This is a genomic window from Streptomyces sp. 150FB, assembly GCF_000818195.1.
In the GTDB taxonomy this organism is placed as follows: domain Bacteria; phylum Actinomycetota; class Actinomycetes; order Streptomycetales; family Streptomycetaceae; genus Streptomyces.
This window is the reverse complement of record NZ_JTHL01000001.1, coordinates 4,970,063-4,987,322: the sequence shown is the minus strand read 5'-3', so window position 1 is coordinate 4,987,322 and position 17,260 is coordinate 4,970,063. Positions and strand designations below refer to the sequence as shown.

Sequence of the window (17,260 nt, the reverse complement as noted above, 5' to 3'; positions counted from 1 at the left end):
GCGCGCGGTCGGGGAGTACGAGGCGTTCGCGACATCCCTGGCGTTCCTGCGCGACCGGGCCCACCGCGGCGCGGTGGGCCCGGACTTCGCGGAGCGCGAGCAGGAGCTGCTGCACCACCTGTGGCAGCGCAGGCATGTGGCGGGTCCCGCGCTGGTGTACGCGGCGCGGGCGACGGGGCGGGTACGGGTGCCGCCGCCGTACGTCGACTACGAGGGGTACAACCCGTACCGCCAGTTCTGAGACCCCGGCTACGGCCGGGCCCCGTCTCAGGCGGACGCCTCGCCCAGCTCCGTCAGCTCCTGAGCCGTCAGCTCCAACTCTGTCACAGCGAGCAGCGCGGGCAACTGCTCGACCGTACGGGCCGAGGCGAGCGGCGCGACGACCGTCGGCTGCGCCGCGAGCCAGGCCAGCGCGACGGTCGAGATCTTGGTGCCGTGTGCCTGCGCGACCCTGTCGAGCGCGGCGAGCACCCTCACCCCGCGCTCGGTCTTGAGGTGCTCCCCCGCGCCCCCGGCACGCGCGCTGTCGACCGTCGTGCCCGGGCGGTACTTGCCGGTCAGGAAGCCGGAGGCGAGCGCGGAGTACGGCACGGTGGACAGGCCGTGGCGGGCGACGGTGTCCTGGAGTTCGCCCTCGTACGTGTCGCGTGAGACCAGGTTGTACTTGGGCTGGAGCGCCACGTAAGCGGCGAGCCCCTCCTTCTTCGCGAAGGCGAGGGAGGCCTCCAGCCGCTCCGCGCTTATGTTGGAGGCGGCGACGGCGCGGACCTTGCCCTCCTTCACCAGCGCGTCGAGAGCGGTGACGATCTCCTCGACGGGGACGCTGGTGTCGTCGTAATGCGTGTAGTAGAGGTCGATGTAGTCCGTACGCAGCCGGCGCAGCGACTCCTCGACGCCGCCCTTGATGGTGGCGGCGGCCAGCCCCTTGTACGCGGGATGGCTGCCGACCTTCGTCGCGATCAGCGTCTCGGCGCGGTTGCCGCGCGCGGCCATCCAGTCGCCGAGGATCGTCTCGGACTCGCCGCCCTTGTTGCCTTCCCCCCACACGGAGTAGACATCGGCGGTGTCGATGAAGTTGCCGCCCGCCGCGGCGTAGGCGTCGAGCACGGCGAAGGACTGCGCCTCGTCGGCTGTCCAGCCGAAGACGTTGCCGCCGAGGGAGAGCGGGAAGACGTGGAGGTCGGAGGAGCCCAGCTTGCGGAGTTCAGTCATGAGGAAAGTCAACTTCCTCCGGGGCCCCGCCTATTCCACACCCGTGCCCTATGCACCTATTCGTCCGGTGAAGTGTGACGCACGTATCAGGGCGGGCCGGATCGAGTGAACTTCTCGCGTGAACCTCGGCCCGACGCGCCCCAACCCGGTCCCGCTCGGGCGTCTCGGGCGCGTCTGGCCGGGGTCTCAGGGGTTGATGCCCTTGTCCCGCAACCAGGTCATCGGGTCGATGCCGGTGCCGCCCGGCGTATGCACTTCGAGGTGCAGATGCGGCCCGGTCACATTGCCGGTCGCGCCCACGCGCCCGATCAGCTCGCCCGTGGTGACCTTCTGCCCGGCGGTGACGGTCATCGACGACTGGTGGCAGAACCACAGCTCCGTACCGTCCGGCAGCTCCAGCACCGTGCGGTAGCCGTACGAGCCCGACCAGCCGGCCGACTTGACCGTACCGCCGTGCACGGCCTTGATCGGCGTACCCGTCGGGGCGGCGAAGTCCAGGCCCGTGTGGTAGCCGGAGGCCCACATGGAGCCGGACTCGCCGAAGGTCGAGGTGATCGTGTACGAGGCGACCGGCAGGCTGTAACTGGCGGCCAGCTTGGCGAGTCTCTCCGCCTCGGCCTTCGCCTTGGCCTCGGCGGCCGCCTTCTTCTTGGCAGCGTCGGCCTTCTTCGCCGCCTCGGCCTGCTGCTTCTTCGCGTCCGCCTCGGCCTTGTCGGCCGCCGCGCTCTCCGCCGCCTGCTGCTGCGCGGAGTCGGCGGCGCTCTGCTGCTGCTCGGCCTGCTGGAGGATACGGGCGCGCAGGGCCTCGCCCGCGTCGGCGCCACCCTCCGAGGTACCGGTGTCGGCGGCCGCGTACTGGGCGTTCGCGCTGCCGGAGGCGGCCTGCGCCGTGCCGTCCGTGCGGTCCGAGCTGTGCGACCCGCTGTGCGAGAGAAGAGCGCCGACACCCGGCATCGACGAGGCGTCGGGCAGGTGGTCGGTGATGGCGTCGGGCAGCGAGATCGAGACCGCGGGCTTGTCCTGCGCCGTGGCGATACCGCCGGCGCCGACGGCGGCTATGACGCCCACGCCGAGGACCGTGGAGCTGCGGGCGAGTCCGCTGCGCTGCTTGGCGACGCGATGCCTGCCGCGTACGGGGAGTACCGAATCCTCGGTGGGATTCCACTCTTCCCAGGCCCCGGCCACTTCGTTTCCGAAGGGGTTGGTTTCGAAGGGTGCTTCTGGGGCAGGCTTGTTGGACGCCACGGGGGCGCTCTCCTTTCCTTCCTTCTCGCCTACCGGGTTAGCTGACGGGTTCGGAGCAGGAAGGTCTCCTACGAGCGCCTTCTCGCCGCACGAGGCAGCAGAAGATGCCCGATTCACCCCAATTGATGGTTCCCCGGTTTCCTTGCGGAATTCGGCGCGTGCGCACGGTGCCATCTCTGACGACGGCTGGGACAACCGCGCTGCGTTATCGAACGTTAATAGAGACCAGGCCGTTATTCCAAGCTGTTCCCGGTGATCATTAACAACTTCGCAACGGACTTACCCGGACACAAGCGCGCGCATGCGGGCGAGTTGACCGTCCATACGTACACCTCTTGCGGCTGACCGTTCGTCAACCGTTATGCGGAGGGGTGCGGGGCGATTACGGAACGTGGTAATGCGTCCGGGGTCGGTCCCAGGCCGCCGGTCCCAGGCCGCCGGTCCCAGGCCGCCGGTCCCAGGATCAAGGTCAGGATCAGGATCAGGGAATGACCCGCATGGTCCGCCGCACGGGCTGGCCCTCGATCGGCCGGCTGACCGCGAGCAGGGCCATGTCGTCCGTACTGCCGCCGCCCGTATGCACGATCACATCGCCGACCAGCGCGTCGAGCATCGCCTCGGGCCCCGGGAAGATCCGCCCGTGGAGCCGCGAGCCCGGGTCGTAGAAAACGCCTTCGGCGTTCCGCGCCTCCGTGAGCCCGTCCGTGTACAGGAGCAGCGTCGACCCCGGCGGGTAGCGGAACGGGTCGGCGCGGTCCGGCCACGCGCCGAGATCGCCCATGCCGAGCGGCAGCCCGTACTCGCTCGGATCGAGTGCCCGCACCGAGCCGTCGGCGAAGAGCAGCAGCGGCGACGGATGTCCTCGGTTGACCAGCTTCAGCTCGGTCCCGCCGGCCGGGATCTCGGCGATTACGGCGGTGATGAACCCCTCGAAGGCGTCGAGGTCGCCGCGCCGTGTCTTCTCGCGTGTGATCGCGCGCTCCAGGCGCTCAGCGACCCCCTCCAGGGAACTCTCCTGCTCCGCCGCCTCCCGGAAGGCGCCGACGGCCACGGCCACCATCCCGACCGCTTCCAGGCCCTTCCCGCGTACGTCCCCGACCACCAGGCGCACCCCGAAGGGCGTGTCCAGGACGGCGAACAGGTCCCCGCCGATGAACGCGTCCCGCTGCGCCGCCTCGTACCGCGCCGCGATGTGCAGCCCGCCGATCTGCGCGGCGGGCGAGGGCAGCACCGCGCGCTGCGCCGTCTCGGCGATGATCCGGGCGGAGGCGAGGCGCTGGCCGCTGCGGTGCAGCACCTGGTTGATGAACAGCGCGAGACCGGAGACCGTGAGGACGGTCGCGATCTCGGTGATCGGCGCCGGCCGGCTCAGCGTCTCGTCGGCAAGGTCGAGGCCGAACACGGCGAGGAGGGAGACGAACCCGATCAGCGCCGTGTTGCGGAACGTGTAGAACGGCGCCGCCAGCAGCGGGGCCGCGGCGAAGAGCGGCGAGGCCGTGATGCTGGCGGGGGTCAGCGCTTCGAGTACCACCCCGATCACGATCATGAGCATGGGCAGCAGCCGTACGACGAGCGGGGCCGGCCGCATCTCCTGGCCGCGCCGGACAGGGCCGAGATTGCTGGCGCCGCCGCGTACGCCGAGGGGGGCGCCGCCGTTCGTGCCCTCGTCGGCGCCGGGGGTTCGCTCGGCGCGCCGACCGCGGCGGTCGCCCTGACCGCCCTGATCGGCTCCGTCCCGTGTCAGCTTCCCCACCAATCGGTCTCCTGCCCGGTCAGCCCATGGCTCCCAGGCTTCCATGGCCCCGGAAGGTACCGCGCTCCTGTCAGGCTCGCCGCTGCCGGACCGGACGGCGACCCGCCGTCGGCCGAGTGGCTTACGAGTCCGCTCACGACTTCTGCTCGGCCCGGCCCGGTGCGCTGCGGTGCGCTGCGGCCCGGTGCGGTGCGGTGCGGGCAGGGGGCCGAGCTTGACGCCGCGCGGAAGGCGGAAGCAGGCTCGTGAACCATGCGCGCGATCCACACCCCGTCCAGTCTGCCCGACGACCCGCTGTTTCGATGGACGGCACAGGGCCTGCCCGCCTCCGGCGCGGCGCGGGCCTGGACGAGCGAGGACAGCCGGGCCCTCGCCGTCGCGGGGCGCGACCTCTCGCGGTACGACCGGCTCGCGGTACGGGGCCCGGCAGACGCGCTCGTACCACTCGTACGGGAGGCACTGGCGGAGGTCGGCCCGTCGTACCGGCCGTTCGGCGACCGCCCGGCGATCGCCGCGCTGGTGGCGGCGGGGGTGTCGGGGCTGGCGTGGGCGGGCGACTTCGGCTGGATGGACCGTACGGGCGGCGGCGCGGGCGACGGCGTGGGCGACGGCATGGGCGATGGCATGGGCGATGGTGCGGGCGGTACGGAGGCGGACGGCAAGGCGGGCTGGCTGTCGTCCCCGGCCGACGACCCGGAGATCACCGAACTGCTGAGGACCGCGTTCCCGTCCTCGTACGCCGTCCCGGGCGCACCCGGCGTCGAACGCTGGGCCGGCACCCGCGACGACACGGGCCGCCTCACCGCCGTCGCCGCGCTCGCCTGGTCGGCGACCGAGGTGGGCTTCCTGGCGGGCATAGCAGTCCACCCGGAGGCGCGCGGACAGGGCCTCGGCCGTACGGTCTGCCGCTTCGTACTCGCCGAAGCGCTGTCCCGGCACGGTTCGGCGGCGCTGATGGTGGACGACGACAACGGCGCAGCCATCTCCCTCTACCGCGCGCTGGGCCTGCGCTACCGCCCGGTGAGCGCGGCGGCGGTGGTCCGGGCCTGAGCACGACATCTGGGGCACGACACCCGAACACAACGAAGGCCCGGATCCCCTGGGGGATCCGGGCCTTCGTCTTTCCGAGTAGCGGGGGCAGGATTTGAACCTACGACCTCTGGGTTATGAGCCCAGCGAGCTACCGAGCTGCTCCACCCCGCGCCGTTGAATGCAACACTACGGCATCCGGAGCAAGATCAACTCCACCTCTAGGCAGCCTCGACGACATCCGCCCGTACCGCGGCGGCCCACTCCACCAGGAGCCGCTGATAGCGCTCCTGCTCGGCGGACGACAGCGCGCGACCCGCACCACCGGCCCGCGCCCACAGGGCACGGATCTCGGTGTTGACAACAGAGGCGGACCTCACCGGAGCGGGAGCTTCGGTGGTGCCGGAAGAATCGGACGAAGAAGCGGACATGGAAGACAGGCTACGGCCAGCCACTGACAATCTGCGGAGAGTATCCCTCTAGGCTTACACCGGTGATTGAAACCATCGTGTTCGACGTCGGCGAAACCCTCGTCCGCGACGACCGCCACTGGGCGTCCTGGGCCGACTGGCTGGGCATTCCCCGACACACCATGTCCGCTCTCGTCGGCGCGGTCACCGTCCAGGGCAGGGACCAAGCCGACGCCCTCCGGCTCGTCAAACCCGACATGGACATCGGCGAGGCGTACCGGGCGCGGGAGGCGGCGGGCCGGGGCCAGCACCTCGACGAGTCGGACCTCTACCCGGACGTACGCCCCGCCCTCGCCGGGCTCCGGGCGCTCGGCATCCGTGTCGTACTGGCCGGGAACCAGACCGTCCGTGCGGGCGAACTGCTGCGCCGTCTCGACCTGCCGGCCGACCTCGTCACCACCTCGGGCGAGTGGGGCGTGGCGAAGCCGTCACCCGAGTTCTTCGCCCTCGTCACGAAGGTGGCGGAGACCGCGCCCGAGCGGACCCTGTACGTCGGCGACCACCCGGCGTACGACCTGTTCCCCGCCAAGCTGGCCGGGCTGCGCGCGGCCCATCTGCGGCGCGGCCCCTGGGGCTACCTGTGGGCGGACGACCCGGAGGTGGTCGCCGCCGCGGACTGGCGTATCGACGGGCTCACCCAACTGGCGTCGGCCATCGCCGACTGACGCACGCGAGGGCGCGCGGCTCAGGCCCCGGCTCGGGGGTGACCGAGGCCCGGCACAGGCCCCGGCTCGGGGGTGACCGAGGCCCGGCTCAGGTCACCCCGTACTCATGGGCGGGCCCGCCCTGCCACTCCACCCACTCGGGGTCGTCGAGCAGATCCCACGCGTCGGGCAGGCCGGCCAGCCGCAGGAACTCGACGAGATGATCGTCCGAATGGGCCAGTCCCATGATCCGCCCACGGACAGTGACCCGCCGGCCGCCTGTCCCGGACGCCCGGTGTACGACGATCGGTGCATCACTCATATGGCCAAGAGTGCGACGAACTCGCGCGGCGCGCAGCCTCTGGGCAGGTTTCTTTTCCCTCCGGCACCACCGATTGCGTCACACCCTCAAGGGAGTTGCTCCCCCGAGTGCGAAAAATCCGAGGGGTGCGTCCGATCGGGGGTGTTTTGGCGGGGCATCTTCCCGAAGTGATCGATGACCGGTATGCATATGACGTCCACATAAATGACGAAGCGGGAGTTTTCATGCGTCTCCGTACCGTGCTCGTTGCCACTGCTTTCGCCGCCACAGCCGTCCTGGGCGGAGCCGCCACGGCCTCTGCCGACGCCGGCCCCTACGGCGGTCACCACGGCGCCAGTGGAGCCGGTGGCTTCGCCAAGGAGGGCGCCGCCGGCTACTACCACAACCTCGGCGGTCCGGCCGGCATCACCCACGCCGGTGGCGTCAAGTTCAGGGAGAAGGGCTGGCTCGCCTTCACGGGCTTCTGATCCACCTCCGGCGCCCCCGACACCACCCACAACGTGGCGCCGGGGGCACCGCCCCACCCAGCCCCCACCCGCACCCGCACCCCGGCACCAACCACCGCCCCCTGAAGCGCCTTTGGCGATCAGACAGGGGGCTTCGTCATGCCGAATCCCCCGCCACCCGCGATGCCGAGTAGCCGGGGCTTCCTTGGACGCCCCGACCGGCGCCACGGGGGAAGGGCCGCCGGCCGAGGCCGCTACGCTCACCGCATGCAGCCCTTCGTCACCGGAGACGAACACCGGGCCTGCGGCATCTGCCCCGGCAGGAGCCGCCCCGTCGGCGCGTTCGACGTCGCCGAGCGCCCCTCGAAGGACTTCCCCTTCGACCCCGCCGACGGGCACCGGTACACAGCGGACCGCGTACCGGTGTGCGTCCACCCGGAGAAGATCGGGATCCCGCCCGGCCGATACCGCACGGACGGGATCCCGCTCTCCTACGACGTCGACATGCCGGAGTCCATCGACGACCTCGCCCCGTACCTGCGCGAGGCGGTACGCAGCGCGGCACCGGAGACACTCGAACTCCTCATCACGCAGGCCATGGAGCAGATCCCCCTCCGATGGCCAGGAGCCGATGCGACAACGGCGCTGCGCCGCGCACTCAACTAGGCCCTACGGCGCAACGAGATCGAACACGAAGCCGTGCTCCCGGCCGGTCGCGCCCGAGCAGTTGGGGCTGCGCGACCATGGCGTGCATCGTCTCGTCGACCGGGATGGAGACGGGAATCTCCGCCAGGTGCCCGTCGCCGGTCTGTTCGTACGCGGCTGCCTTGAGCGCCAGGGCGCGAAGCCCCTCATCTAGGAGCGGACGCTTGTCGTCGCCGAGGCTCCACCGGCGGACAGTGGGGAAGCCGGTGAAGCACGTCCACGCGGAGTAGTACGCGAGGGCGGCATCCGCGAACGCGCCGAACTCCTGGTCTGCCAGGAAGATTTCGAGAATGACCTTCGCGGGGATCTATCGGCGTTCGGCTGCTCATCATGAGGTGGCCTCCCGCTGGACGGCGCGGGCGTTGAGCAGCAGGTCCACCCCGACCGCGCACGAGGTGCCGTTCTTGCGCAGCAGGCAGTCGGTGCACGACCTCTGGTGGGCGAGCATCCGCCCCCAAGCCTGGTCGGCGGACCCGGCGCCGGTCACGACCTCGACTCGGTCCAGGTAGCCGGGACCGCTGCTGTCCTGCGGCACGAGCACCTCCCGGCGGGTCATGACACGCCGCCGACGCAGTGCGGGTGTTCGCGCGGGAACCAGTAGGCCGTGGAACCGTGGGCGTCGACCTTGCGGGCGCCCAGGTCGGCCGACGCACCAGGGGTCAAAGCCCCGCCGCAGAAAACCCCGACCGTGCCGCGGAGTTGGCCCTCCGACATGGTCTCGACAGGTGGCAGTTGTACCTCAGCGTGGTCGGGGGGCGGTGGGACTGGAAAGGCGCACGCCATTGCTGCCTCCGTGGGCACTCGTGCGGGCATGGTGCGCGGCGCCGCGCACAGGCTGCCGGGCTGCCGCTGCCACTGACGGTAGGAAGCACCGTCTTGCACCGCCACAAACTTGCAGAGGCTTGCACGTCAGTTCTTTCGGCAGCCAGCGCGCCGATCGCCCTCTTGACGGGTTCAGCCCAGCCCCTGAACGTGGTGCAAGTCAGTGACAGCAGCGCAACCTTGGAGGGCACCATGGCGCTACGGTTCATCGGCATCGACCCCAACACGGACGAAAAGAACTGCCCGAGAGTATGGGTCGACGAGGAGACACAGGAGTTCGTCACCCAGGGCTGGAAGGCGAGCGAAGACCTTCAAACCAAGGTCCGCAAGACCGGGCCCCTGCCCGACCATGAGGCCGTGGTGCGGATTCCCGCGCGCATGGTGAACATCATGAGGGAGGCATGCGATGCCATCGGACATCCCGACGTTCGATGACCTGCTGGCCGGCACCAAAAGGTCAGCCGTCCACCTGGAGCTACGGGACACGTACTACAGCAACCCCCGCTTCGAGGCCTGGCAGCAAGGGCAGCGCGTCGACTGGGACAACCGCGCCTCATGGTGGCGCCCCTTCCACCAGCAGATCGCCGACGCCATCGCACGGGGCGTACAGGTCCGCAGAGCGCGCGTCGTCTCCGAACCCGTGACCGAGTACATCCGCTGGGAGCACTACGTCACCCACGCCAACGTGGCCGCAGGCGAACAGGTCCGATGGCTGCCTCGTCGCCAGGCCATCGACCTGCTGCTGCCGGCCAACGACTTCTGGCTCTTCGACGACACCAGAGTGGAGATCCACCACTTCAACGGCGCCGGCGGATTCCTTGAAGACGAGTTCCCTGAGGATCCGAAGCTGGTCGAACTGTGCGCCTCCAGCTTCGAGCGCGTTTGGAGACGCGCCATCCCGCACGGTCAGTACGAGATCCACTAGGAAGAGCGCGACATCCATCTATGCCACCCGCATCCCCGTCGTCCAGCGTGCAGGCCGCGCGCGACGCACTCGCCGCGAGGCTCCGCGAAATCCGTCTGGACGCGGGGATCACAAAACGAGAGCTTGCCGCCCGGTGCGACTGGAGCGAGTCGAAATCCTCACGCATCGAGAACGCACGTACCGCCCCCTCCGACCAAGACGTCCGGCTGTGGTGCCGTGCGTGCCAGTCGGAGGACCAAGCGCCCGACCTCATCGCCGCCAACCGCCAGGCCGACTCCATGTATGTCCAATGGCGCAGGCTCCAGCACACCGGACTCAAGCAACTCCAGGAGGCGAACCTCCCCCTCTTCGAGCGAACCCGGCACTTCAAGGTCTACTGCTCCAACGTGGTCCCCGGATTCCTTCAGACACCCGGGTACGCCGCGGCCCTGCTCCGGTCCATCGCCTCCTTCCGGAACCTGCCTGACGACGTGGCGGACGCGGTCGCGGCGCGCGTGAAGCGCTCGAACGTCGTACGCGAGGGCGATCACCGGTTCGCCATAGTCGTCGAGGAGACAGTCCTCCGCTACCGCATCGGAGACGCCGGAGTAATGGCCGGACAACTGGGCGCCCTGCTCTCCGCAATGGACCTTCCGTCGGTATCACTGGGCATCATCCCCGCCGCAGCAGAGCGCACAATGTGGCCTGTCGAGTCGTTCACGGTCTTCGACGACCAGCGGGTGGACCACGAGCCACTGTCGGCGTCAGTGAAGATCACGGCGCCTGACGAGGTCAGCCAGTACCTCAACGCCTTCGGACGGCTACACCGAACGGCGGCGTACGGGGCGCAGGCGCGCGCGCTGATCGCCAGGGCCATTGACGCCCTGGCCTGACCCCGGACGAGCCGACCGAGAGCGCTGCCCCTGCGGTCCCGCGTACCTGCGGTCCCGTGTAACCGCGTGCCCGGGAAGGCTTCCGAAGACACGGCCGCTCACGCGCTGCTCACGCACCGCTCACGCAGGAGCCCGGAAACGCGTGATCCCCCCGGCTGGTCTCAACCAGTCAGGGGGATCAGGTCCAGGTCAGAACGGGTGTCCTGACCTGGATCGCGGTAGGCCGTGTGGGACTTGAACCCACAACCAACGGATTAAAAGTCCGCTGCTCTGACCAATTGAGCTAACGGCCCGCACCCGAAGCATAGTCAACCGTCGACGATGCTCTCAGCCCCGTCCCCGCCCAGGGCTCATCCTCGTGTCGCGGAGATTGCGCTCGCAATTGGCAAAACCTTTGCCGATGGCCTGATAACGCCCACCGGACCCCGTCGTTCCACTAAACGACCCTGCAATGGCGCGGATCCCGGACGCCGGCCGGGCGGTGTCTCGTGCGGCGGACGGCCGAAAGCACCGCCGCGCGAGGATGACGAGGTTACGGGCACGTTGACCGGCCGGAGCCGCAGGACTCACGCTCGCAACATAGATGCTGGTTACAACTGATCCGGTCCGGGCGCTGTCCGGCGTGGGCTCTCGTACGTACACCCGCGTCCGACCTGCGTATCGGCCCGCGATCAGGAAGCAGGAGGAAACAGATGTGTGGCATCACCGGCTGGATCTCCTTCGACCGTGATCTGCGTGGCGCGTCCGAAACATTGGATGCGATGACAGAGACCATGGCCTGCCGAGGCCCCGACGACCGTGGCGTCTGGGCCGAGGGGCCCGCGGGGCTCGGGCACCGGCGGCTGGCGATCATCGACCTGCCAGGAGGGCGGCAGCCGATGACCCTGGAGACGCCCACCGGCACGCTCGCGCTCGTCTACTCGGGAGAGACCTACAACTTCACCGAGCTGCGCGGAGAGCTGGTCAAACGCGGTCACCGCTTCGTCACCGACTCCGACACCGAGGTCGTGCTGCACGGCTATCAGGAGTGGGGCACGGCCGTGGCCGAGCGCCTCAACGGCATGTACGCGTTCGCCATCTGGGACGGCCGGAACGACAAGCTCGTGATGGTCCGCGACCGTATGGGCATCAAGCCGTTCTACTACTACCCCACCCCCGACGGCGTGCTGTTCGGCTCCGAGCCCAAGGCGATCCTCGCCAATCCGCTCTCGCGCGCCCGCGTCACGGTCGAAGGCCTGCGCGAACTGTTCGCCTTTGTGAAAACTCCCGGTGCCGCGATTTGGGACGGTATGCACGAGGTCGAGCCCGGCACGGTCGTGACGGTGGACAGGAACGGTCTGCGCCGGCACGTGTACTGGGCGCTGGAGACCCGTCCGCACACCGACAGCCAGGACACCTCGATCGCGCACGTACGTGAGCTGCTCGACGACATCGTGCGGCGCCAGCTCATCGCCGACGTACCTCGCTGCACCCTGCTCTCCGGTGGCCTCGACTCCTCGGCCATGACGGCGATCGCCGCCAGGCAACTCGCCGAGGTCGGCGAGACCGTCAGCAGTTTCGCCGTCGACTTCGTCGGCCAGACCGAGAACTTCGTCGCCGACGAGCTGCGCGCCACCCCCGACAGCCCCTTCGTGCACGACGTGGCGAAGGCGTCGGCCACCGTCCACCAGGACATCGTCCTCGACTCCGGCTCCCTGGCCGATCTCGACGTACGCCGCCGGGTCATCGAGGCCAGGGACCTGCCCATAGGGCTCGGCGACATGGACGCCTCCCTCTATCTGCTCTTCAAGTCCATCCGGGAGCACTCGACCGTCGCCCTGTCCGGCGAGTCGGCGGACGAAGTCTTCGGCGGCTACCGGCAGTTCTTCGACGAGGAGACCAGGAAAGCGGACATGTTCCCCTGGCTGGCCCACTTCTCCAAGGCCTTCGGCCAGGACAGGGGCGTCCTGCGCTCGGACCTGACCTCGGCCATGGACCTGACCACCTTCGTGGAGGACAGCTACGCCGACGCGGTCTCCGGCATCGAACGGCTCAGCGGCGAGAGCGACTTCGAGTTCCGGATGCGCAAGATCTGCCATCTCCACCTCACCCGCTTCGTCCGCGTGCTGCTCGACCGCAAGGACCGGATGAGCATGGCGGTCGGTCTTGAGGTGCGCGTGCCGTTCTGCGACCACCGGCTCGTGGAGTACGTCTACAACACGCCGTGGTCCCTCAAGTCCTTCGACGGCAGGGAGAAGAGCCTGCTGCGCGAGGCGACCGCCGACGTCCTGCCGCAGTCGGTCTACGACCGCGTCAAGAGCCCGTACCCCTCCACCCAGGACCCGCGGTACGCCGTCGCGCTCCAGGGCCACGTCAAGGACCTGCTCGCGAACCCCTCGCACCAGGTCTTCGACCTCGTGGACGTGGAGCAGGCCAGGCTCGCCGCCGAGCGCGACATCACCGACATCACCCAGTTGGGGCGGCACGGTCTGGAGCGCACGCTCGACCTGGCGCTCTGGCTGGACCTCTACAAGCCGGAGATCTCGCTCACCTGATCAAGAGGGGCTGCCCGGTCGGTCCTGTTGGTCCTGTCGGCCCGGTCGGTTCTGCCGGCCGGCTCGACCAGATCGTCCGATCGCCCGATCGAGTCGTCCCTCGATCGGGGCGAACCGCCTCGTAACGGCGCTCCGTTGGGCATGCTGGTGGGCATGCTGGAGCCATGTCTGAGCTTGGTGAAAACGTTCCGTCGTACCAGAAAGTGAGGGTGGGCGTCCAGGAACCCGCAGCCGCCGTCGCGGACGTGGACGCCTGGAAGGCCCGCGAGCACTACCCCGATCTGCTCGGCGGCGGCGGACCGTTGTTCGGCGTCGCGCTGGAGCTGGAGACCGGCGGTTGGGAGACCCTGACCTTCGGCGACGCCACCCCGCAGTCCGCGCGCGAGGGCCTCTCATCGGTCATGCGGAGGCGGGCGGCCAACGCGGCGAAGGCCGGGGACGCCGACGCGCAGGCGGAGTTCCTGCGCGCGGCGGAGCGGCTGGACCACGAGGTCGTCGACGAACTGACCGTCGTCGGCTCCCGCTACCGCGTCCTACGGGCCGAGCCGTACATCCGGATGGGTCCGACGGGCCCCGAGCCGCCGCGCCCCTCGGACCCCGATCCGGTGAAGCCGAAGTCGGGGCCTTCCCGTGAAGAGGACCGCCCCGTCACGGGGTTCGTGATCGATCCGCTCACCGAGAGCGGGATGTCCGAGGCCATCCTGCGGGTGGAGCTGCTGTCGCGGGTGCCGAAGCGGGGCCTGGTCCCCGCCGACGTACACCGGGACGCGGAGGCGGCGCAGCACACCCACCCGGGCGGGCTGCTGCTGCCCGTCGAGTTCATGACCGTCGAGTACGTGGACGGTGACTGGCGGTCGACAGCCGCCACGAGCCCGACGCCGCAGGCGGCGCGGGACACCCTGGCCCTGTATCTCCGCGTCCTGGCACCGGTGTTGGAGGGCCTCGACAACGAGGCGCGGGTGGCGTACGCGGAGGCCGCCGACCGCCTCGACGCCGAACGGCCCCACGAGATCGAGGTGGGCGGCAAGCCCATCCGCGTGGTGCGCGTCGAGCGTCTCGTACGGATCGGCCCCGACGGCCCCGAGGGGCCGCGCCCCTCCGACTTCGACCCCGACCCGCCCATCGGCGTCATCACCGAACGGGACCGCGCGCAGGGTGTGGACATCGACTACGACGAGCGCCCGGAGCCGTCCGAAGCGGTGACGGAGATGTCCCGGCTGATGCGGCTGGAGGAGGAACGCAAGGCGCGCCTGCGCGACGACTAGCCGACGTAGTACCCGCCCGCCACGTCTCCCCAACGTCCCATGAGACGGCCCATGAGACGGCCCGTGCCCGGCCCCGCCCCCGAAACCGGCCGGTCCCGGCACGGGCCCCCATCCCGTGGGGAGTTCTCAGCCGACGCGCGCCACCCCGGCGTACAGCGCGCAGTCCTCGTCCTCCGGGGGCGCCGTGTCCCTGTACCACTTCGGCGCCGTCACCAGTCCGGGCTCCACCAGGTCCAGTCCCTCGAAGAACCGTTCCACTTCCTCGCGCGAGCGCGGACGGACCGTGATGCCGCCGTCCCCGTATGCGTTCAGGACCGGCCCTTCGAGTCGCCGGTGGAAGTCCGCCGTACTGTGCGAGAGCACCAGAAAGCTGCCGGCCGGTAGCGCGTCCACGAGCGTGCGGGTGATGCCCCACGGGTCGTCCGTGTCCGGGAGGAAGTGCAGGAGGGCGATCAGGGACAGCGCGACAGGGCGGCCGAAGTCCAGCAGTTCGCCCGCGCGTTGGAGGATCGCCAGCGGATCGCGGACATCGGCCTGGACATACTTCGTCGCACCTTCGGGCGAGCTGATCAGCCGTGCCACGGCATGCCGCAGCACGACCGGGTCGTTGTCCGCGTAGACGATCCGGGAGGCGGGGTCGGCGAGTTGGGCGATCTGGTGCAGATTCGGCTCGGTCGGGATGCCCGTACCGATGTCCAGGTACTGATCGATGCCCTGCCGCGCCAGCCACTCGACAGCGCGGTGCATGAACGCGCGGTTCTGTACGGCGCTGCGCTTCGCGATCTCCGGCAGCGCCTCCCCGACCCGCTGGTCGACGAGGTAGTTGTCCCTACCGCCTATGAGGAAGTCGTACACCCGCGCCGGATGCGGCTTGCCGGTGTTGAGCGGGGACTCCGAATGCTCCGTGGGTGTAAAGGTCTCGGCCGTCATCCGAACCGCCCCTCCATTCCCTTGGATCCACTCCGGATCTACCGGCCCTCACAGATCTTCGCGCAAGGCAGCGAGGAGTTGCCTGGTACGGGCCGCTGACTCGGCATGCGCCACGACCCGGTCCATCGCCTCCATGTACTGGGCGACCTCGTCCCCGTCGTCAAGATACAGCGCGCCGGTCAAATACTCGATATAGACCATGTCGGGAACTTCGGGCTGTGCGAAACGGAAGAGGACAAACGGGCTGTACGTCCCGGGGTGGTGGCCGGACGCCAACTCGGCTATCTGAAGGGTGACGTTGGGCAACTCCGTTGCCTCGATGAGCAGTTCGACCTGGGCCCGCATCACCGCCGACGAGCCCACCTGTCGGCGCAGGACCGTCTCGTCAAGTACGGCCCAGAAGTTGGGCCCGCCGGGGCGGATGAGCTGCTTCTGCCGTTCGAGGCGCAGCGCCACATGGCGCTCGATCCTGGCGGGATCCGACTGCCCGACGGAGCCCGCCGTCAGGATCCCGCGCGCGTAGTCCTCGGTCTGGAGCAGTCCCGGCACGAAGTGCGGTTCGTAGGAACGGATGGTCTTGGCGGCCTCTTCGAGACTGACGTATCCGCTGAACCAGTCGGGCAGTACATCGTGGTAACGCTGCCACCAGCCCGGTCTGTTGGCCTCGTCCGTGAGCCGCAGGAAGACCTCGGCTTCGTCGGCGGGCACCCCGTACGCCGGCAACAGCATCTGGACGTACGGGAGTTTGAGGGCGACCTCGGCCATTTCCATCCGCCGTACGGTCGCGACCGTCACGTGCAGGAGCCGCGCGGACTCCTCGCGGCTCATCGCCGCCTTCTCCCGCAGGGCACGGAGCTGTTTGCTCAGGACGAGCTGGCCGACCGTCGGTGCGGACCTCGGCTCACTCACACGCTACCTCCGGGCGCCACCGACATACCGATCAGTCTGCCACAGCACGGCGAACAACTGTACGGGGCACAGACCGCCTTGGCGCGAATCGCGTGGCCACGGGCCGTACCGCGGCGGGTACGGCGGGCGGGGGCGGGTGGGCCGTGTGGGACTCGAACCCACAACCCGCGGATTAAAAGTCCGCTGCTCTGCCAATTGAGCTAACGGCCCTCGAACACGACGCATCTGCGAACAACAGCCCGAGCATAGCCCCGCCGGGGCCGGAGAACCGATCGGGTATCGGGGCCCGGCGGTTGTCGGCGGTCCGGGCCGGCGTTCGTCGGCGGCTGCCGGTGGGCCGTGTGCCGCGCGTACGGGCCCGGTTACGGCCCCAGGGCCCGTACCCACCCCGGAGGGTGGACACGGGCCCTGGGCTCGTATCAGGTCACGCAGGTCACGCAGGTCACGCCGACGCGTCGGCGATCAGCCGTTGCGCTTCCAGCGCGGCTTGTCGTCGCGGCGGCCGAACGATCCCGTGCCGGTGCCGGTGCTGCCGGCGGCGCGGTGCTCGTCGCGGCGGCCGGTCGGGCGGTCGTGGCCGCCACCGGCGCGGAAGCCGGAGGTCGCGGCCGGACGGTCGTCACGACGGTCGCGGTTGAACGGGCGGTCGCTGCCGCGGTGGTCGCGGCTGACGGGGCGGCTGCCACGGTCGTCACGGCGCTCGGCGCCGCCACGGTCGTCGCGGTTGAAGCCGCCTTCCTTCCGGTCGTCCCGACGGAAACCGCCGGAGCCGGAGCCCGTCGAACCCGAACCACCGGACGGACGGTCGTCACGACGCTGGAACCCACCGCGGTCGCCGCCGCGGTCGTCCCTGCGGTCGCGGCTGAAGCCGCCTTCCTTGCGGTCGTCCCGACGGAAACCGCCGGAGCCGGAGCCCGCCGAACCCGAACCACCCGAGGGGCGGTCGTCACGACGCTGGAACCCGCCACGGTCACCACCGCGGTCGTCCCTGCGGTCGTCACGGCGCTGGAACCCGCCACGGTCGCCGCCACGGTCGTCGCGCGGCGTGTAACCCCGCGCGCCACCCCGGCCACTGCGCTCGCCGCGGTCGTCACGGCGCTCGAAGCTGCCGCGCTCGTCGCGCCGGTTGCCCCGGTCGTCGCGCGGTCCCGACTGCACCGGTACGGAGGCCGCCGCA

17 protein-coding genes, 3 tRNA genes, 2 pseudogenes and 1 riboswitch are annotated in these 17,260 nt (G+C 69.8%); of the genes and pseudogenes, 10 read left to right on the top strand and 12 right to left on the bottom strand.

What is annotated here, in order from left to right:
- Positions 1 to 241: pseudogene (locus QR77_RS48910) on the top strand (PrsW family intramembrane metalloprotease); the annotation flags it as partial.
- Between the two features lie 26 nt (positions 242 to 267).
- Here the strand turns inward: QR77_RS48910 and QR77_RS21310 are convergent.
- From QR77_RS21310 to QR77_RS21300, 3 genes are all read right to left on the bottom strand, one after another.
- Entirely contained in the window at positions 268 to 1,212 is a 945-nt protein-coding gene (locus QR77_RS21310) for an aldo/keto reductase (protein WP_040023650.1), read from the bottom strand.
- Positions 1,213 to 1,398: 186 nt separating this feature from the next.
- Positions 1,399 to 2,457 (bottom strand): M23 family metallopeptidase, encoded by a 1,059-nt coding sequence (locus QR77_RS21305; protein WP_040023648.1) that lies wholly within the window; start codon positions 2,455 to 2,457, stop codon positions 1,399 to 1,401.
- Between the two features lie 11 nt (positions 2,458 to 2,468).
- Positions 2,469 to 2,624: riboswitch (cyclic di-AMP (ydaO/yuaA leader) on the bottom strand.
- A 314-nt stretch (positions 2,625 to 2,938) separates the two neighbouring features.
- Positions 2,939 to 4,045: a PP2C family protein-serine/threonine phosphatase gene (locus tag QR77_RS21300; RefSeq protein WP_040028394.1), complete on the bottom strand. Its 1,107-nt coding sequence runs from the start codon at positions 4,043 to 4,045 to the stop codon at positions 2,939 to 2,941.
- Between the two features lie 417 nt (positions 4,046 to 4,462).
- On the opposite strand from QR77_RS21300, the gene QR77_RS21295 reads away from it, so the two are divergent.
- Complete coding sequence (locus QR77_RS21295) at positions 4,463 to 5,260, top strand: GNAT family N-acetyltransferase (RefSeq protein WP_040023647.1); 798 nt, start codon at positions 4,463 to 4,465, stop codon at positions 5,258 to 5,260.
- Positions 5,261 to 5,339: 79 nt separating this feature from the next.
- On the opposite strand, the gene QR77_RS21290 is transcribed toward QR77_RS21295, so the two are convergent.
- A tRNA-Met gene (locus QR77_RS21290) sits at positions 5,340 to 5,413 on the bottom strand.
- A gap of 47 nt (positions 5,414 to 5,460) precedes the next feature.
- Positions 5,461 to 5,670 (bottom strand): hypothetical protein, encoded by a 210-nt coding sequence (locus tag QR77_RS46025; protein ID WP_078876978.1) that lies wholly within the window; start codon positions 5,668 to 5,670, stop codon positions 5,461 to 5,463.
- A gap of 65 nt (positions 5,671 to 5,735) precedes the next feature.
- On the opposite strand from QR77_RS46025, the gene QR77_RS21285 reads away from it, so the two are divergent.
- Positions 5,736 to 6,374, top strand: coding sequence for an HAD family hydrolase (locus QR77_RS21285; RefSeq protein ID WP_040028393.1), 639 nt, complete (start codon positions 5,736 to 5,738; stop codon positions 6,372 to 6,374).
- A gap of 88 nt (positions 6,375 to 6,462) precedes the next feature.
- On the opposite strand, the gene QR77_RS21280 is transcribed toward QR77_RS21285, so the two are convergent.
- Positions 6,463 to 6,675, bottom strand: a complete 213-nt coding sequence (locus tag QR77_RS21280; RefSeq protein ID WP_040023645.1) for a hypothetical protein — start codon at positions 6,673 to 6,675, stop codon at positions 6,463 to 6,465.
- A 224-nt stretch (positions 6,676 to 6,899) separates the two neighbouring features.
- Here QR77_RS21280 and QR77_RS21275 point away from each other — a divergent pair, with 224 nt between their 5' ends.
- Together QR77_RS21275 and QR77_RS21270 are read left to right on the top strand one after the other, a co-directional pair.
- Positions 6,900 to 7,142, top strand: coding sequence for a hypothetical protein (locus tag QR77_RS21275; protein ID WP_040023643.1), 243 nt, complete (start codon positions 6,900 to 6,902; stop codon positions 7,140 to 7,142).
- A 246-nt stretch (positions 7,143 to 7,388) separates the two neighbouring features.
- Complete coding sequence (locus QR77_RS21270; protein WP_040023641.1) at positions 7,389 to 7,787, top strand: hypothetical protein; 399 nt, start codon at positions 7,389 to 7,391, stop codon at positions 7,785 to 7,787.
- A gap of 367 nt (positions 7,788 to 8,154) precedes the next feature.
- On the opposite strand, the gene QR77_RS21265 is transcribed toward QR77_RS21270, so the two are convergent.
- Positions 8,155 to 8,382, bottom strand: a complete 228-nt coding sequence (locus QR77_RS21265; protein WP_040023639.1) for a hypothetical protein — start codon at positions 8,380 to 8,382, stop codon at positions 8,155 to 8,157.
- 320 nt (positions 8,383 to 8,702) lie between these two features.
- On the opposite strand from QR77_RS21265, the gene QR77_RS50020 reads away from it, so the two are divergent.
- Genes QR77_RS50020 through QR77_RS21250 form a run of 3 tightly spaced genes read left to right on the top strand, consistent with a single transcriptional unit; the run spans position 8,703 to position 10,445 of the window.
- Entirely contained in the window at positions 8,703 to 9,083 is a 381-nt protein-coding gene (locus QR77_RS50020; RefSeq protein ID WP_347359786.1) for a hypothetical protein, read from the top strand.
- A complete protein-coding gene (locus QR77_RS21255) occupies positions 9,055 to 9,573 on the top strand; it encodes a DUF6879 family protein (RefSeq protein WP_040023637.1) in 519 nt (172 codons plus the stop codon). Before QR77_RS50020 ends, QR77_RS21255 begins: the two co-directional genes overlap by 29 nt.
- A gap of 20 nt (positions 9,574 to 9,593) precedes the next feature.
- Positions 9,594 to 10,445 carry a helix-turn-helix transcriptional regulator gene (locus QR77_RS21250; protein ID WP_040023635.1) on the top strand — a complete coding sequence of 284 codons (852 nt, stop codon included), beginning with the start codon at positions 9,594 to 9,596 and terminating at the stop codon, positions 10,443 to 10,445.
- A gap of 219 nt (positions 10,446 to 10,664) precedes the next feature.
- On the opposite strand, the gene QR77_RS21245 is transcribed toward QR77_RS21250, so the two are convergent.
- Positions 10,665 to 10,738: transfer RNA gene (locus tag QR77_RS21245), tRNA-Lys, on the bottom strand.
- A 399-nt stretch (positions 10,739 to 11,137) separates the two neighbouring features.
- On the opposite strand from QR77_RS21245, the gene asnB reads away from it, so the two are divergent.
- Together asnB and QR77_RS21235 are read left to right on the top strand one after the other, a co-directional pair.
- Positions 11,138 to 12,979, top strand: coding sequence for an asparagine synthase (glutamine-hydrolyzing) (gene asnB, locus QR77_RS21240; RefSeq protein ID WP_040023634.1), 1,842 nt, complete (start codon positions 11,138 to 11,140; stop codon positions 12,977 to 12,979).
- A gap of 164 nt (positions 12,980 to 13,143) precedes the next feature.
- Positions 13,144 to 14,244 carry a DUF5954 family protein gene (locus tag QR77_RS21235; RefSeq protein WP_040023632.1) on the top strand — a complete coding sequence of 367 codons (1,101 nt, stop codon included), beginning with the start codon at positions 13,144 to 13,146 and terminating at the stop codon, positions 14,242 to 14,244.
- Between the two features lie 126 nt (positions 14,245 to 14,370).
- Here the strand turns inward: QR77_RS21235 and QR77_RS21230 are convergent, their stop codons facing one another.
- From QR77_RS21230 to QR77_RS21215, 4 genes and pseudogenes are all read right to left on the bottom strand, one after another.
- A complete protein-coding gene (locus tag QR77_RS21230) occupies positions 14,371 to 15,174 on the bottom strand; it encodes an SAM-dependent methyltransferase (protein ID WP_040023631.1) in 804 nt (267 codons plus the stop codon).
- Positions 15,175 to 15,222: 48 nt separating this feature from the next.
- Complete coding sequence (locus QR77_RS21225) at positions 15,223 to 16,083, bottom strand: helix-turn-helix transcriptional regulator (protein WP_040023629.1); 861 nt, start codon at positions 16,081 to 16,083, stop codon at positions 15,223 to 15,225.
- A gap of 137 nt (positions 16,084 to 16,220) precedes the next feature.
- A tRNA-Lys gene (locus tag QR77_RS21220) sits at positions 16,221 to 16,293 on the bottom strand.
- Between the two features lie 252 nt (positions 16,294 to 16,545).
- Positions 16,546 to 17,260 (bottom strand): annotated as a pseudogene (locus QR77_RS21215) (RNA helicase); the annotation flags it as partial.

Bases quoted from the DNA above. Each gene is read 5' to 3' on its own strand.
- QR77_RS21310 (WP_040023650.1), bottom strand. From the start codon at position 1,212: ATGACTGAACTCCGCAAGCTGGGCTCCTCCGACCTCCACGTCTTCCCG.
- QR77_RS21300 (WP_040028394.1), bottom strand. From the start codon at position 4,045: ATGCGGCCGGCCCCGCTCGTCGTACGGCTGCTGCCCATGCTCATGATC.
- QR77_RS21295 (WP_040023647.1), top strand. From the start codon at position 4,463: ATGCGCGCGATCCACACCCCGTCCAGTCTGCCCGACGACCCGCTGTTT.
- QR77_RS46025 (WP_078876978.1), bottom strand. From the start codon at position 5,670: ATGTCCGCTTCTTCGTCCGATTCTTCCGGCACCACCGAAGCTCCCGCT.
- QR77_RS21280 (WP_040023645.1), bottom strand. From the start codon at position 6,675: ATGAGTGATGCACCGATCGTCGTACACCGGGCGTCCGGGACAGGCGGC.
- QR77_RS21275 (WP_040023643.1), top strand. From the start codon at position 6,900: ATGCGTCTCCGTACCGTGCTCGTTGCCACTGCTTTCGCCGCCACAGCC.
- QR77_RS21270 (WP_040023641.1), top strand. From the start codon at position 7,389: ATGCAGCCCTTCGTCACCGGAGACGAACACCGGGCCTGCGGCATCTGC.
- QR77_RS21265 (WP_040023639.1), bottom strand. From the start codon at position 8,382: ATGACCCGCCGGGAGGTGCTCGTGCCGCAGGACAGCAGCGGTCCCGGC.
- QR77_RS21255 (WP_040023637.1), top strand. From the start codon at position 9,055: ATGCCATCGGACATCCCGACGTTCGATGACCTGCTGGCCGGCACCAAA.
- QR77_RS21250 (WP_040023635.1), top strand. From the start codon at position 9,594: ATGCCACCCGCATCCCCGTCGTCCAGCGTGCAGGCCGCGCGCGACGCA.
- asnB (WP_040023634.1), top strand. From the start codon at position 11,138: ATGTGTGGCATCACCGGCTGGATCTCCTTCGACCGTGATCTGCGTGGC.
- QR77_RS21235 (WP_040023632.1), top strand. From the start codon at position 13,144: ATGTCTGAGCTTGGTGAAAACGTTCCGTCGTACCAGAAAGTGAGGGTG.
- QR77_RS21230 (WP_040023631.1), bottom strand. From the start codon at position 15,174: ATGACGGCCGAGACCTTTACACCCACGGAGCATTCGGAGTCCCCGCTC.